11 protein-coding genes are annotated in these 15149 nt (G+C 46.6%); 9 read left to right on the top strand and 2 right to left on the bottom strand.

The features are described 5' to 3' along the window. The first annotated feature begins 126 nt into the window (after positions 1 to 126). The 7 genes from purT (at position 127) to Q337_RS0104330 (ending at position 10833) form a co-directional block, all read left to right on the top strand. On the top strand, positions 127 to 1347 hold the full coding sequence (gene purT / locus Q337_RS0104360; protein WP_026470554.1) for a formate-dependent phosphoribosylglycinamide formyltransferase: 1221 nt from the start codon (positions 127 to 129) through the stop codon (positions 1345 to 1347). Positions 1348 to 1454: 107 nt separating this feature from the next. Next, entirely contained in the window at positions 1455 to 4133 is a 2679-nt protein-coding gene (gene glnD / locus Q337_RS0104355; protein WP_084494707.1) for a [protein-PII] uridylyltransferase, read from the top strand. A 149-nt stretch (positions 4134 to 4282) separates the two neighbouring features. Beyond that, positions 4283 to 5452 carry a succinyldiaminopimelate transaminase gene (gene dapC / locus Q337_RS0104350; RefSeq protein WP_026470552.1) on the top strand — a complete coding sequence of 390 codons (1170 nt, stop codon included), beginning with the start codon at positions 4283 to 4285 and terminating at the stop codon, positions 5450 to 5452. A gap of 319 nt (positions 5453 to 5771) precedes the next feature. After that, entirely contained in the window at positions 5772 to 7466 is a 1695-nt protein-coding gene (locus Q337_RS0104345; RefSeq protein ID WP_084494706.1) for a TolC family protein, read from the top strand. Continuing rightward, positions 7463 to 8566 carry an HlyD family secretion protein gene (locus Q337_RS0104340; RefSeq protein WP_026470550.1) on the top strand — a complete coding sequence of 368 codons (1104 nt, stop codon included), beginning with the start codon at positions 7463 to 7465 and terminating at the stop codon, positions 8564 to 8566. The genes Q337_RS0104345 and Q337_RS0104340 overlap by 4 nt, the downstream gene beginning before the upstream one ends. A gap of 27 nt (positions 8567 to 8593) precedes the next feature. Further along, entirely contained in the window at positions 8594 to 9736 is a 1143-nt protein-coding gene (locus Q337_RS0104335) for an ABC transporter permease (RefSeq protein WP_026470549.1), read from the top strand. Beyond that, on the top strand, positions 9733 to 10833 hold the full coding sequence (locus tag Q337_RS0104330; RefSeq protein WP_026470548.1) for an ABC transporter permease: 1101 nt from the start codon (positions 9733 to 9735) through the stop codon (positions 10831 to 10833). The genes Q337_RS0104335 and Q337_RS0104330 overlap by 4 nt, the downstream gene beginning before the upstream one ends. A gap of 279 nt (positions 10834 to 11112) precedes the next feature. Here Q337_RS0104330 and Q337_RS0104325 read toward each other — a convergent pair whose 3' ends face one another. Further along, positions 11113 to 11598 carry a glutathione peroxidase gene (locus tag Q337_RS0104325; RefSeq protein ID WP_026470547.1) on the bottom strand — a complete coding sequence of 162 codons (486 nt, stop codon included), beginning with the start codon at positions 11596 to 11598 and terminating at the stop codon, positions 11113 to 11115. Between the two features lie 96 nt (positions 11599 to 11694). Further along, on the bottom strand, positions 11695 to 12147 hold the full coding sequence (gene msrB, locus Q337_RS16740; RefSeq protein ID WP_051526553.1) for a peptide-methionine (R)-S-oxide reductase MsrB: 453 nt from the start codon (positions 12145 to 12147) through the stop codon (positions 11695 to 11697). A 264-nt stretch (positions 12148 to 12411) separates the two neighbouring features. Between msrB and Q337_RS0104315 the strand changes: the two genes are divergently transcribed. Both Q337_RS0104315 and Q337_RS0104310 read left to right on the top strand, forming a co-directional pair. Next, complete coding sequence (locus tag Q337_RS0104315; protein WP_026470546.1) at positions 12412 to 13845, top strand: pyridoxal phosphate-dependent aminotransferase; 1434 nt, start codon at positions 12412 to 12414, stop codon at positions 13843 to 13845. A gap of 156 nt (positions 13846 to 14001) precedes the next feature. After that, positions 14002 to 15132: a Fic family protein gene (locus Q337_RS0104310; RefSeq protein WP_026470545.1), complete on the top strand. Its 1131-nt coding sequence runs from the start codon at positions 14002 to 14004 to the stop codon at positions 15130 to 15132. Positions 15133 to 15149 lie beyond the last annotated feature (17 nt).

Genomic DNA, 15149 nt, shown 5'->3' with positions numbered 1-15149 from the left:
CCCAATACTTTTTTTACAGTGAAAGACGGTTTTAACGCTAATCTGCTATGCTATGATTTTTGCCTAATTGCTTTCTGATTTTCACTTTCTGATTTCTTCTTTTCTATTGTTGTTCTGGAGCATGCAATGACTGTTACCCTTGGCACCCCGTTACAATCTTCAGCGTTTCGTGTGTTAATGCTGGGTTCTGGTGAACTTGGGAAAGAAGTGGCCATTGCCCTGCAACGCTTTGGTGTCGAAGTATTTGCTGCCGACCGTTATGCCAATGCGCCAGCCATGCAGGTTGCCCATCACAGCTGGGTGCTGAATATGGCAGACCGCAATGAATTGCAGGCGCTAATCGATGAAGTTCAACCGCACCTGATTGTGCCGGAAATTGAAGCCATTGCCACTGATCTGTTACTGGAAGTAGAGGAAAAAGGTCAGGCAGTAGTCATTCCTTCTGCCAAGGCAGCCAACCTGACCATGAATCGTGAAGGTATTCGTCGCCTTGCTGCTGAAACACTTGGCCTGCCAACGTCGTCCTATCGCTTTGCCGACAATCTGGACAGCTTTCGTGCCGCCTGTGATGACATTGGTTATCCATGCTTTGTCAAGCCTGTGATGTCTTCCAGTGGCAAGGGCCAGTCGCGCGTGACCAGTTATGATCAGGTGGATGCAGCATGGGAATATGCCATGCAGGGTGGCCGTGTAAATCAGGGCAAGGTGATTGTAGAAGGACAAATTAATTTTGACTTTGAAATTACCCTGCTAACAGTACGCGCCAAAAATGCCGAAACTGGTGCTATTGAAACCCATTTTTGCGACCCGATTGGCCACCGTCAGGAAGCTGGTGATTATGTAGAAAGCTGGCAGCCGCAACTGATGACTGACAAGGCGCTCAGCAATGCCCGCTATATTGCCGATACCGTTACCCGTAATCTGGGTGGTTGTGGTTTGTTTGGTGTAGAGCTGTTTATTAAAGGCGATATGGTCTGGTTTAGTGAAGTGTCGCCGCGCCCGCATGATACGGGTTTGGTGACATTAGCCAGCCAGTGCCAAAGTGAATTTGAGCTACATGCCCGCGCCATTTTGGGCCTGCCAGTAGATACTACCCGTCACAGTGCTGCTGCCAGTGCCGTGATTTATGCGGGTCGTGATGAATCCAACCTGTCCTTTGGTAATCTTGAAAAAGCACTAAGCATTAAGGGCTCGGACTTGCGCCTGTTTGGCAAGCCAGAAGGTTTTGCCCGCCGTCGTATGGGCGTTGCTACGGTTTATGCCGAAGATACCGACACAGCACGCAAGCTAGCTTACGAGGTGGCATCCAGCGTAACGGTTATTTCCAATACGCCTGCTGCTAACTAGGGCAAGTACTGGCGTGTTTTTTGCTATTTGGTTTTTACTATTTAATTGTGCTGCTTGTTTCCCACAATTTGGTTTAATGGCTTTTCTGGTTTAACTCAGGTACTTTTATGCTCGCAACAATTTCTCCCCAGGCGTTTATTGAGCAACCTTCCATCAAGGAACAGGGCCAGGCCCGCGCCCTGATTGAATGGCGCAAAATGCTGGACCAGCAGCTTGATGAGTTACTGGCAAGCGGAGAAAAGATTCGGGATATTGTGCATGCACGCGCGCAAGCCATTGATGACATGCTCAGGCTGCTATGGCAGCAACATGCATTGCCCAGCGAGAATTTAGCGCTGCTGGCCGTGGGTGGCTATGGACGCAGTGAAATGCTGCCCTATTCTGATGTAGATATCCTGATTTTAAGCCGGCATGAGATCGAACCGGAGTTAGGTGAAAAAATTTCCGGCTTTGTATCCAGCTTATGGGATACCGGCTTTAAACCGGGTATTAGTGTGCGCTCCCTAACCGAATGTCTGGAAGCCGCGCAGGATATTACCGTCGCCACCACCCTGGTGGAATCCAGACTGGTAGCTGGTGATGAGCAACTGGCCAAAAAACCACGCCAGATTGTGTCTACCGCATGGACAGACAAGACTTTTTTTCAGGAAAAAATGCTGGAGCAGCAACGTCGCTATGCCCAGCACAACAACACTGAAAGTAACCTTGAGCCGGATGTTAAAAATGCCCCCGGTGGCCTGCGTGATCTCAACCAGATTGGCTGGATTGCCAAACGGCATTTTCGCGTGGTTCGGGTGTATGACCTGGTTCACTTAGGTTTTATTAGTGAATTTGAGCTCCGTGAGCTTGAAGCTGCTGAAGACTTTTTATGGCAAGTGCGTTACCAGTTACACCGCATTGCCGGACGTGATGAAAACCGCCTGCTGTTTGATTACCAGCGTGAAGTTGCAGCACGTTTGGGGTATATCCAGCAGGAAGATGATGCGCCTAATCATGCCGTAGAACAATTCATGAAAACCTATTACCGGGTGGCCATGAAAGTTTCAACCTTAAATGAAATGCTGCTGGCCTATTTCTTTGAATCAGTGATTGAACCCCGTCTCACCGATGAAGAAAAGCCGCATAAAAGCAATATCAATGAACGGTTTGACATGATTGGCGGCAAGATTGCCGTCACGCATCACCGGGTTTTTTCTGAAACGCCCAGCGCACTGCTGGAGCTGTTTTATATTATGGCAAGCCAGGTTGAAATTACTGGTATCCGCGCCAAAACCTTACGCTTACTGATGCTGGCTGCCAAAAGTATTGATGATAATTTCCGGGCCAATCCGGTACATCGCGCCATGTTTATGGCCATTCTGCGTGCACCGCATAACCTGTATGAAACCCTGCATGCCATGAAACGCTACGGCGTGCTGGGCAAGTACATTCCTGCTTTTGGCCAGATTATTGGCCTGATGCAGTATGACCTGTTCCATATTTATACTGTGGATGCACACACCCTGCTGCTCATTCGCAACCTGCGCCGTTTTGGCAAACCGGAATTTGCCAAGGATTATCCGGTGGTGAGCTCGGTATTCCAGCGCCTTGATCGCAAGGAAATCGTGTATCTGGCTGCAATTTTCCATGATATTGCCAAAGGTCGCGGGGGTGATCACAGTGAACTGGGTGCAGAGGATGCCATTGAATTTTGCCGTAATCATGGCCTGACAGACCGTGAAGGAAAAATTGTGGCATGGCTCACCCGCAATCATCTGGTGATGTCCATTACCTCACAAAAGAAAGACATTTCAGACCCGGACGTAGTCAAGGGCTTTGCTGATCACATGGGCGATATGGTGCACCTGGATTACCTGTATAGCCTGACTGTGGCTGATATTAATGCCACCAATCCCAAACTGTGGAATTCATGGCGTGCTTCACTGATGCGCCAGTTGTATACGCAGGCGCGTGACACCATTCGTAGCGGACTGGATCGGCCAGTGGATCATCAACTCATCATTGATGATACCAAATTTGAAGCCATGCAAACCTTAAGCAACCAGTACACTTACGAAGATATTGAAAAAATCTGGCGTGAAATGGGTGATGATTATTTCCTTAAGGAACGTGCGGATGAAGTGGTCTGGCATACGCAAGCCATGATTGAGCACGGCGACAACCCTGATCCACTGGTATTGATTCGTGAGCATCGCAAGCTGGCCATCGACACCGCCGAAATCTTTATTTATACCCGTGACCTGCCCAACCTGTTTGCGGCCAGCGTCGCCGTTATGGATCAAATGGATCTCAACGTACAGGATGCACGCATTATCACGGCTGCCAAGGCGTTTTCTCTGGATACCTATATTGTGCTGGATCGTTTTGGCACCTTATTGTCCGATACCGACCGACAGGCTCAGGTGATTTATGCCCTCACCAATGCCCTGTCCAGACCGGAAGAATTCCCAACCCTGCTAGAACGCCGTATTCCACGACAATTACGGCATTTTGCGGTACAAACGGAAGTAACGATTCAATTAAATACGGCTCTACAGCAAAATATTGTGGAAATTATGACACTGGATCAGCCGGGATTACTGGCCAAGATTGGCGGCCTGTTTATGATGCAGGGACTGGACATTCATTCTGCCCGGATTGCCACACTGGGTGAGCGCGCGGAAGACAGCTTTTATGTTACCAAACGCGATGGCATTCCCATGAGTAATGAAGAATCCAAAGCTTTTGGTCACAAGCTTCAACTGGCGCTGGATGAAGCATCGCAGGTGGTTTCTGTGGTCCAGTAAAGCCATTTAAACCACAACCATATTTTTTCACAACCTGATGCTTGAGAATTGGTGCTCAGCATCACGGGTACGGATTTTGAGAAGTACAAAAGTCCATTTTTTAAAATTTATTGTTTTAACCTTTTAAGCATCGCAATGAGAACAGCACGATGAATCCTGCCATTAACCACCTGCATCCTTATCCATTTGAAAAGCTGGCCAGACTTTTTGCAGACCTTAAAGCCACTGACTTACCGAATATTTCACTGTCCATTGGCGAACCCAAACATCAGGCCCCTGAGTTTGTTAAGCAAAAACTGATTGAATCACTGCAACACTTGTCGACTTATCCCACCAGTAAGGGTTTACTTGCCTTGCGCTTGGCAATTGCCGACTGGTTAAAGCAGCGTTTTGGGTTACAGGCGATCGATGCAGAAACACAGGTTTTGCCTGTGAGTGGCACGCGTGAAGCCCTGTTTTCCTTTGTGCAGGCGACTATTAACCGCAACCAGAACCCCTATGTGGTGATGCCCAATCCGTTTTACCAGATTTATGAAGGTGCCAGTATTCTGGCAGGTGCTACCCCGTATTTTTATAATTGCACGCCGGAAAATAACTATCTGGGCAATCTGGATGAGATTCCAGCAAGCGTCTGGCAGCAAACCCAGTTGTTATTTTTATGCACACCCGGTAATCCTACTGGTGCGGTTATTCCAATGGATCAGCTTAAAAAACTGATTGTTCTGTCGGATCAGCATGATTTTATTATTGCCTCGGATGAGTGTTATTCCGAACTGTATTTTGATGAAGCGCCAACCGGCCTACTGCAAGCCTGTGCTGAACTAGGCCGCCACGATTATAAAAATTGCGTGGTATTTCATTCACTGTCCAAACGCTCCAACCTGCCGGGTCTGCGCTCCGGTTTTGTGGCGGGTGATGCCAGAATTCTGGACAGTTATTTAAAATATCGTACTTATCATGGTGCTGCCATGCCGGTACAGCATCAGCTGGCCTCCATCGTGGCTTGGCAGGATGAAACGCATGTGGAACAAAATCGCCAGCTGTATCGCCAGAAATTTGATTTATTCCTTAATGAATTAGGCCAGTTACTTCCATTGCAAAAACCGGATGCAGGTTTTTATTTCTGGCTCAAGGTGGATGATGATGAGCGTTTTGCCCGTCATTTATATGAAAAAGCCAATATTACCGTGTTACCGGGGCGCTATTTATCGCGTGAAACAGCTTCGGGTAATCCGGGACAAAATCATGTGCGTATGGCACTGGTGGCTGATATGAACCAGTGTGAACAAGTAATTGAACGCTTAAAACAGATTTTGTAATGACAATGTCCAGTCATTTTAATTAACTTATCTGGTTTCTTTGTCTATAACAGATGAAGTTTTTAAGCTACTAGATCTGCTAAAAATCCTGCCAGAGCCGCAGGATTTTTTATTATTGGACGTATGGTTTTTAATAATAATCTAAATTTAAAAGTACATTGATGACTGCAAATTCGCCTGTTTGATTAAGTTTTACAATCAATTACTTTAGATTGATCGCTAAAATAGGCTTTAATTCTGAAAAAGCATCATGTGTTTAGCCAGAGGTTGAGGCAATGCCCAATCATTCGCTCAGGCCCTAAAAGCAGATCGCACAAATATGCCTATGACCTTAAAAAAAACTTTTTTAGTATCGCGTTCCTTTGCCACAGCAATGCTGGTTTGCAGTCAATGGCAGGCTGTTGCAGGAGCAGCCACCACTACGGGTTTGCAGCAAAGCACTTTTCTGCAGGATCTCGAATCACGCTCTCAATACTATAGCAATCAGCAACACAACAATCAGCCACAAAATCTGGCAGACCCGACAATTTTACCTGCATTTTCAAACGCCAGTGTATCCACTGGTTCTTTAAGTTTTAGTCAGGCTGAACAGTTTCTCAAGCAAAACGCTTATGCCGTACAGGCCAGCACTGCCAATCTGGCAGCCGCACAAAATCAGGCCGAAGCCAATGCACAATTATGGCGGCCTGTGATTAGCCTTGATGCCAATGCCATTAAATACCGCACCGAAGTTGATATTCCCCTGAGTGATGTCAAGGCTACCGGTGAAAATGCTGCCAATCAGGCTTTTGCCCAGTCCTTGAATAATCTGCCCGTGCCTTTGCCGGACAATGTGAGCAATTTTTTAAGCAATCGTTTTTCAACGGCTGTTTCAGGTCTGTTTGACCAGATTCCCAATTCAAGCAATGTGGTGATTAATGACAAGCTGTTTCGCCCGACCATTTCGGCCGTTATGCCGATTTATGCCGGTGGCAGCATTCAGGCGGCACAAAATATTGCGCACCTTGGTTATGAAAAAGCACAGCTGAATCACCAGCAAGTCCAGGATCAGCAAACCCTCAAACTGGCCGAAGCCTATTTTGGCCAGCAACTGGCAAAATGTCTGGCTCAGGCTGCAGCACAAAACCTGAATGCCCTGCAACAGCACCTGAACAATGCCCGGCAACTCGGACAGCAAGGCATGATTAGCCGTTCGCAGCGCCTGCAGGTTGAAGTGGCAACGCAGGCCGCCCAGCGCCAGTATGATCAGGCCAGCAGCAATGAATATGTCTCGCGCCAGTATTTACAACAATTATTGCAACAGCCGGAACTGCCCCAGCTCACCACACCGCTTTTTGTGCAGGCGGCACCCTTGCAGCCACTGGATTTTTATCTGGCGCAGATCAGTCAACAGTCACCGCAACTGGCACAACTGCAAAAAGACCAGCAACTGGCCTCAGAAGCCGTACAAGTGGCCAAAGCCAGTTTATTGCCTAGTGCCTATGTGTTTGGCCAGCAGACCTTAAATAAAAATGACTGGCTGGTTGGGGTTGGCGCGCACTATACCTTGCTGGCAAATACTGATCGCAAGAAACTGGTGAATGCAGCACAGGCGCGTCAGGATGCAACTCAAGCCTTACAACAACAGGCGCAACAGGACATTCAACAACTGGTACGCCGAGGCTATTATGAAGCTGAAAATGCGCGCAAGGCATTTTTGAGCATGCAAACCAGCATTACCGCAGCACAGGAAAACCTTCGCGTGCAACAATTGTCTTTCCGGGAAGGTGAAACCACCGCAACCTTTGTGAATGACGCAGTTAATGCCTTAACACTTACCTATACCGATCAGGCAACCGCAGCCTATCGTTATGATATGGCACTGGTTACTCTTTTGACTGCATTGGGCCAGGCTGGACAATTTTCAAGCGTGATCAACACTGACTCATTACTAAAAGTCCAGCCTGTTCCTGACTTTAGTCAAGCCTTTAGTTTTGCTTTACCACCAGCGAACAACCACAGGATAAAAAAATGAACGATAATAACCAATCCCCTGAGCAAAATAATCAGATTCTGGAAAACCATCCTGATTCGTCAATTGGTGCAGCTAATGGAATTGCAGATAATTCATCAACAAAAAAATCCCGCATCATTCGCAGCCTGATTATTGTATTTTTAATTGCTATGGTTGGGTTGGGCCTGTGGCTAACCAACAAACCTGCACCCCAGCAAATTCAGGGCATGGTAGAAGCCAATACGCTAAATGTATCTACCAAGGTGCCTAGCCGGGTTGAACAGCTCATGGCAGAAGAAGGTGCAAGCGTTAAAAAGGGCCAGATTTTGGGCATTCTCACCAGCCCCGAGTTACAGGCCAAACAACAGCAGGCAGAAGGTGCATTACAATCAGCCAGGGCACTTGAACAAACTGCAGAACGGGGCTCACAGCAGGAAAATATTGCATCCTTAAAAGCAAACTGGCAAAGCGCACTGGCACAAGCTGAACTGGCACGAGTGACCTATCAGCGTGCTCAAAATCTGTTTAATGAAGGAGTCATTTCCCGCCAGCGCCGTGATGAAGCACAAGCTGCCAAAAATTCATCGGCACAAATTGCAGAAGCAGCACACCAGCAATATTTACGGGCTGAACGTGGCAGCACACCTGAGCAGCTTTCCTCTGCACAGGCACAGGTTAAAATTGCTGAAGCAGCCGTGGCTGAAGCCAAATCACTCAATCAGGAAATGCAGCTGATAGCACCGGAAGATAGCGAAGTCAGCCAGAAGTTTGCCAATGTGGGTGAACTGGTGCCTGCGGGTATTCCCTTGTATACCCTGATTGACCTACGCAATCAGTGGGTTAGTATTAACCTGCGTGAAGACCAGTTTAACCAGCTTAAACATGGCAGCATTTTGCATGGTGATATCCCGGCGCTTAACCAGAAAAATGTAGCTTTTCAAGTCACGCATATTGCCGCGCAAGGTACGTTTGCCTCATGGAAAGCCACCCGTCAGTCCAGTGGTTATGACATACGTACTTTCGAGATTAAACTAAAAAGTCTGCAACCGCTGGCTGGTTTGCGCCCGGGCATGAGTGTGCTATTTGACTGGCCACAATCCCAAACTGCCAGTACGCATTAGTTTACGGCGAATCAGGTGTAAACAGTCATGTGGGCAGCATTCTGGCGCGAGCTAAACTTTCTAAAAAACAGCTACTGGGATTTAAGCCTGGTCACGCTTGCACCCTTACTGGTGATTATATTTCTGGCCAGCATGTTGTCACAGGGTTCGCCGTATCACTTGCCTATTGTGGTGGTTGATCAGGATCACTCTGCCTACAGCCGCCAGATCATTCGAAACCTTCAAGCGACGCCAGCATTGTCGATTTATGCCTATGAGCCATCCATGCCATTGGCAGAACAGCATTTAAAGCAGCTTAAGGCATGGGGAGTCGTTCATATTCCTGCACAGGCACAGGCCAATCTGATGCATGGTCGAAGCCCTGAAATTGCCAGCTATGTTAATGAAGCGTTTTTTTCCATTGCCAGTACCGTTGCTGGCGGGATTAACAGTGCCGTTAGCGCAGCAAACCGCGAGCAGCAGCAAACCCTGATTCGTCAGTTGGGCATCCCACCCATTGACTTTAACCTGCCAACCATTCAGGTCACTGCCCTTTATAATCCGCAGCTGAGTTATGAGTTATTTTTAGAGCCTTTTGCAGTTACTGCCATTTTGCATTTGCTGCTGGCATGCTGTGTGGCTACCAGTATTGGACGCGATTTTATCAATGGTTCAGATAGAAAATTTTTAAATCCGAAAACAGCTACATCAATTTTTAGTCTGCTTATGGGCAAATTGTTGCCGTACATCATTATTTTTAGCCTGTGGTGCTTTTTGTGGACAGTCTGGATGTCTGGCGTTCAAGGCTGGACAATTCAAGGCAATGTCCTGATGTTGTTAATAGGCCAAATCCTGCTGTTCATGGCTTATGCCCTGTTTGCTACTACGATTGTATTGCTGGCCAAAGACATTAATACGGGTCTTTCCATGGTAGCAATTTATGCAGGCTCTTCCTTAAGCTATGCCGGTGTTACCCTGCCAACCATTGGCGCACCGCTCTTTACCCGCATCTGGAGTAATAGCCTGCCATTTACAGCCTATGCCAAGCTGCAAACCCAGCAATGGATTATTGGCTCCCCATGGCAGACATCCCTTATACCCCTGCTGATTCTGGTTGGCTTTGTAATTGGATTTTTGCTGCTGAGCCTGTTGCTGCTTAAGCGCAACCCCATGGTGAGTGCCAGCTTATGACACCATCCAATATGACTGTGATACAGGCCTTTATTTTTACCTTAAGAACCATCCTGACCACGCGCCCTATTGCCAGCACGCTCATTCTGGCAGTGGTGCTATATGGCTTTTTCTACCCAGCGGCGTATCACAGCCAGGTCGCCAGCCAGCTACCCATTGTGGTAGTGGACCAGGATCAAAGCCCGCTTAGCCGTAATATTATTGCTAAAGTTAGCACCTTGCGCGCGGTAAATATTGTTCAGCAAACTGCCAATTTTGCCGAAGCTGAACAACTTATTAAACAACAACAGGCTGATGCGATTTTCCTGATTCCTTCACACTTGGAAAGTAATGTCCTGCGTGGGCAAAATAGCGGTCTGGCACTTTATTTAAGTGGGGCTTACCTGATTCGCACGCGGGAAATTGGCAATGGACTGGCCAGTGGTATCAAGGCATCAATTGCCGAGCAACTCACGCCGCTATTGCAAACTGCGCATGTTGAACCCAGTTTGTCATTGTATGAATACCCGCTATACAATCCACTGGGCGGTTATGGTAGTTATATTTTTCCAGCCGTAGCAGCCCTGATTGTGCAGCAAACATTATTGCTTGGGGTTAGTTTTTTAATTGTTAGCCTCAAGCAGCAGCAGTTCAGGTTCAATCTGATTAACCTAACTGGCATTACGCTGGCCTGTAGCCTGATTGGGATTTTAAGCTGCCTGTATTATTTTGGTTTTGTGTACTGGTATCAGGATTATCCCCGCGATGCCAACCTGCCTGCACTGCTGATTGCTACGCCTGTTTTTGTGCTGGCCGTGGTGAGTGTGAGCTTGTGGCTGGGCAGTATTTTTGACCGGCCTGAAAGACCTGCGCAAGTGCTCACCTTTACCTCTGTACCATTTTTCTTTCTCACTGGTGCTTCGTGGCCGCTGGAAGCCATGCCCAAATGGATGGCGCTAAGTGCATGGATAGTGCCTTCTACAGCGGGCGTGCGACAGTTTATCCAGCTCAATCAAATGCACGCCAGCTTGTCTGATATTGGTACAAATCTGCTGATTTTAATAGTAATTGCTATTGTGTTTGGGGTATTGGCTTCTTGGCGCTTAATTCGTCAGTAAATAGGCTTCTTTCACAAGTAATGTCAACTTGCCTTCGACCATTTTGACTAAGCCTTGGCATGAGCCTGTCGAATGCTCATTGACCATCCTTCGACAAGCTCGGGAACCGTCCTTTGGTAAGATAAAGAACCATGTCGAAACTATACTTTTGAAAGAGATTTAATAAATAATTTTTATTAAAAATTAGCTTTAAAAAAGCCCTGTGCAGGAAGTCGAATGGTCATGCTGTTTATTTAAGCACAACCATTTGTACAAAAGGGTTTAGACCAGAAAACTCAATTATTTGGCCAAAGCCTTTTCAATGTCCTTGACCATCGCTTCCGGCTTAGTGGCGGTGGCATAACGGTCAATCACGTTGCCATCACGACCTACCAAAAACTTGGTGAAATTCCATTTTACCGCTTCTGTACCCAGCAGGCCTTTTGCTTCCTTAGTCAGGTACTTGTACAGTGGATGCGCGTCGCTGCCGTTAACATCAATTTTGGCAAACATCGGAAAACTCACACCGTAGTTGCGCTGGCAAAACTCACCAATATCTGTATTACTGCCCGGATCCTGGCTGGCAAACTGGTTGCAAGGAAAACCTAGCACCACAAAACCCTGATCCTTATATTTCTCATAGACTTTTTCAAGCCCTTCGAATTGTGGCGTAAAACCACACTTGCTGGCTGTGTTTACGATTAGTACAACTTTACCCGCATAGTCACTCAGTGCCTGCGTTCCCCCTTCCAGTTTTTCCGCTGAGAAATCATAAATTGTTGTCATGGTTTTATCCTCTACACTTGCTCTTATGAGATTTTTTCATTGTAACCAAGTCACTCAATGTTGACAATTAAAATTGTCAACATTGATAGTCATCCCTTATAAATGATCCTCACCATTATATTCATTTGTCCATGGTGAGTTATCTTCACGCTGGTAATCATCCGTTTCCAGATTTAAAGAAGCTGAATTTACACAATAGCGCAATCCTGTAGGTCCTGGGCCATCTTCAAACACATGGCCCAAATGTGCACCACAATTATGGCAGGTAATTTCAGTGCGGATCATGCCATGCGACATATCACGGTGTTCATCAATCGCTCCACTTTCAATAGCCTTGTAAAAACTGGGCCAGCCGCTACCGGAATCATATTTGGTTTCCGAACTAAATAGCGCTGTATTACAGCATTTGCAGCGATAAACGCCACTGGAATGATTATCCCAGTAAATTCCGGTAAAAGGTGCTTCTGTACCCTTTTCACGGGTAATGCGGTATTCCTCAGCAGTTAACTGGCGTTTCCACTCCATATCAGATTTTTTCACGGTAGGCATAATGGCAATATCCTGTTGATTTGTTATTAACTTTACTGTTTTAACTTAAGTCTGGGTAGAAAAACTATTATTGCTCTGTGCAGATTGTGCAATTCTAATGACAAGCGATAAAAATAGCGGAATTTAATATTTAAAAGCAAAAAGTAAGCAAAATATTTTCAACTTAGCATTATTTTTTGTAATTCACACAATAAAGTAAGCAAACTAAATTGACGGAAGCAAAAATGCCACTTATTCTGAGTGCCTGTGTATCGAGGTCTAAAAATGTCGCAAAAGAAAAGCGTTATTTTTAAAAAACTTTTACCTGTCATCAAACAGTATCAGGGCGAAGGCTATACCCACGAGAAAATTGTGGAATTGCTTAAAACCAGTCATGGGCTGGATCTGGTGACCGTTAAAACCTTCAAAAGCTACCTTTACCGCTATGCCAGTAAAGACCAAATAGTGAACCCTGTCATGTCTACAAGTGCTCCAATTCCCAATACTCGCCGTATAATCAAGAAATCTGCCAAGCTGGAAAATGTCTGCTATGACATTCGCGGGCCGATTTTGCGAGCGGCGGTGGAAATGGAGGAACAGGGCCATAAAATCATTAAATTAAATATTGGTAATCCTGCACCCTTTGGCTTTGAAGCACCGCAGGAAATCATCAATGACGTGGCCATTAACCTGCCCAATGCAATTGGTTATTCCGACTCCAAAGGTATTTTTCCAGCGCGCAAGGCCGTGTTCCAGTATTACCAGCAAAAAGGCCTGTTTAATGTTGATGTCAACGACATTTATATTGGTAATGGGGTGTCTGAGCTGATTGTCATGGCGATGCAGGGCCTGCTGGACAATGGCGATGAAATGCTGGTGCCGATGCCGGATTATCCATTGTGGACAGCAGCAGTTAACCTGTCTGGTGGTCAGGCCATTCATTATAGGTGTGATGAGCAAAATGGCTGGTATCCTGACATTGCCGACATGGAAAGCAAAATCACTGCAAATACGCGCGGCATCGTGGTCATCAATCCCAATAACCCAACCGGTGCTGTGTATCCGCGGCATATTCTGGAGCAAATTGTTGCGCTTGCCCGTAAGCATGACTTGATTATTTTTGCCGATGAAATCTATGACAAGATTGTTTATGACGGTATCGAACACATTCCCATGTCAACACTGGCCAGTGATGTACTTTGCATTACGTTCAATGGCCTGTCCAAGTCGTACCGGATTGCGGGTTTTCGCTCTGGCTGGATGATGGTTTCGGGCGATAAATCACGTGCCAAGGACTATATTGAAGGCCTGGACATGCTGGCCAGTATGCGCCTGTGTGCCAACGTGCAGGCGCAATATGCGATTCAAACTGCGCTGGGTGGCTATCAAACCATTAATGATCTGGTTAAGCCTGGTGGTCGCCTCTATGAACAGCGCAATATTGCCTGGGAAATGCTTAATGAAATTCCCGGTGTATCATGTGTGAAGCCCGAAGGCGCCCTGTATTGCTTCCCTCGCCTTGATCCTAATATTTACCCAATTGAGGATGATGAGGCATTTATGCTGAACTTCCTGCGCGCTGAAAAAGTGCTGCTGGTTCAGGGTACTGGCTTTAACTGGCCAACGCCGGATCATTTCCGCGTGGTGTTCCTGCCTGCTGAAGGTGAGCTGCGTGAAGCCATTAAGCGGCTGGATCGTTATCTGGCTAGCCTCCGTTAAGCTTAATCTCCAAAATAAAAAAGCCTTACATTTCCCTGCTAAGGCTTTTTTAAAAGCTTTTATTAATAGGCATGAGCCGAATAATTTTAATTTTGGCTCACCCTATGAGCCGAATAATTGCTATATTCGGCTCATTAGTCCTTAATACAGTGCAATATGAAAGAATGGATCTGGCAGCAGGTAGAATGGAATACGTTTAATTGGCCTGAATTTAGCTGGTCAGATGCTATGATTTTGCCTAAAACATGGCTCATTCACCAAAAAATTGGCCTTTTACTGGGTCAAACCAGTCATGACCCGCAACAGGCACAGCAAAGTCTGGATACCCTGCTGGCTAATCTGGTTGCTTCCTCGGCCATTGAAAACGAAACTCTCAATGTTTACTCATTACGTTCGTCACTGGCGCGGCGCTTAGGGGTCACGCTGGAGCAGCCTTATGCCAGCTCAGACCGTTCTGAAGGTCTAGCCAATATCATGCTGGATGCCTTAAACAATGTGCAGCAGCCCTTAACCCTGTCACGTCTTTTACAATGGCATCAATGGCTGTTTAATGAACCTGACTGGACAACGCAGCGCATGCGTATTGGTAGTCTGCGCGGTAAAGAACCCATGCAAGTCGTATCAGGACGGATTGACCGACCTATTATTCATTTTGAGGCACCACCACGACACGGTCTTGAAGCACAATTAGATGCTTTTATTGACTGGTTTAATGTCAGCCGGGATGACAGCCTGCTTGATCCGTTGGTTCGGGCCGGTATTGTTCACTTCTGGTTTGTGACCCTGCATCCTTTTGATGATGGCAATGGACGCATTACTCGCACCTTAACGGATCTGGCACTGGCACAAATGGATAGCCAAAGTATCAGGCTCTACGCGATGTCACCCGCCATTCTGCAAAAACGCAAAAGTTATTACGATATCCTGGAGCAGTCCCAGCAAGGCAGTCTTGATATCAGTAACTGGCTGGTATGGTTTCTGGATACCTTGCTTGAAGCCGTTGAGCAGGCTTTACAGCGTGTGTCATTGACGATTCAAAAAAGTCGCTTCTGGCAGTATTTTGCACAGTTAGAATTACATGAAGGACAGCGCAAGGTATTAAATCGCTTGCTAGATGGCGGGGAAAATGGCTTTGCGCATGGCATCAGTGCCTCTCAATACCAAAAAGTGGCCAAAGTCAGCAAGGCCACTGCTACTCGTCATTTAACCGACCTAGTCGAAAAAGGTTGCCTGATTAAACTGGCAGGTGGTGGCCGAAATACACGCTATCAGGTTAATCAATTCTAACCAGAATACATGCAAAC

The organism is Alkanindiges illinoisensis DSM 15370 (assembly GCF_000619845.1).
Classification (GTDB): domain Bacteria; phylum Pseudomonadota; class Gammaproteobacteria; order Pseudomonadales; family Moraxellaceae; genus Alkanindiges; species Alkanindiges illinoisensis.
Note: the sequence above shows the minus strand (reverse complement) of the source record. Positions and strands in the feature narration are given on the sequence as shown.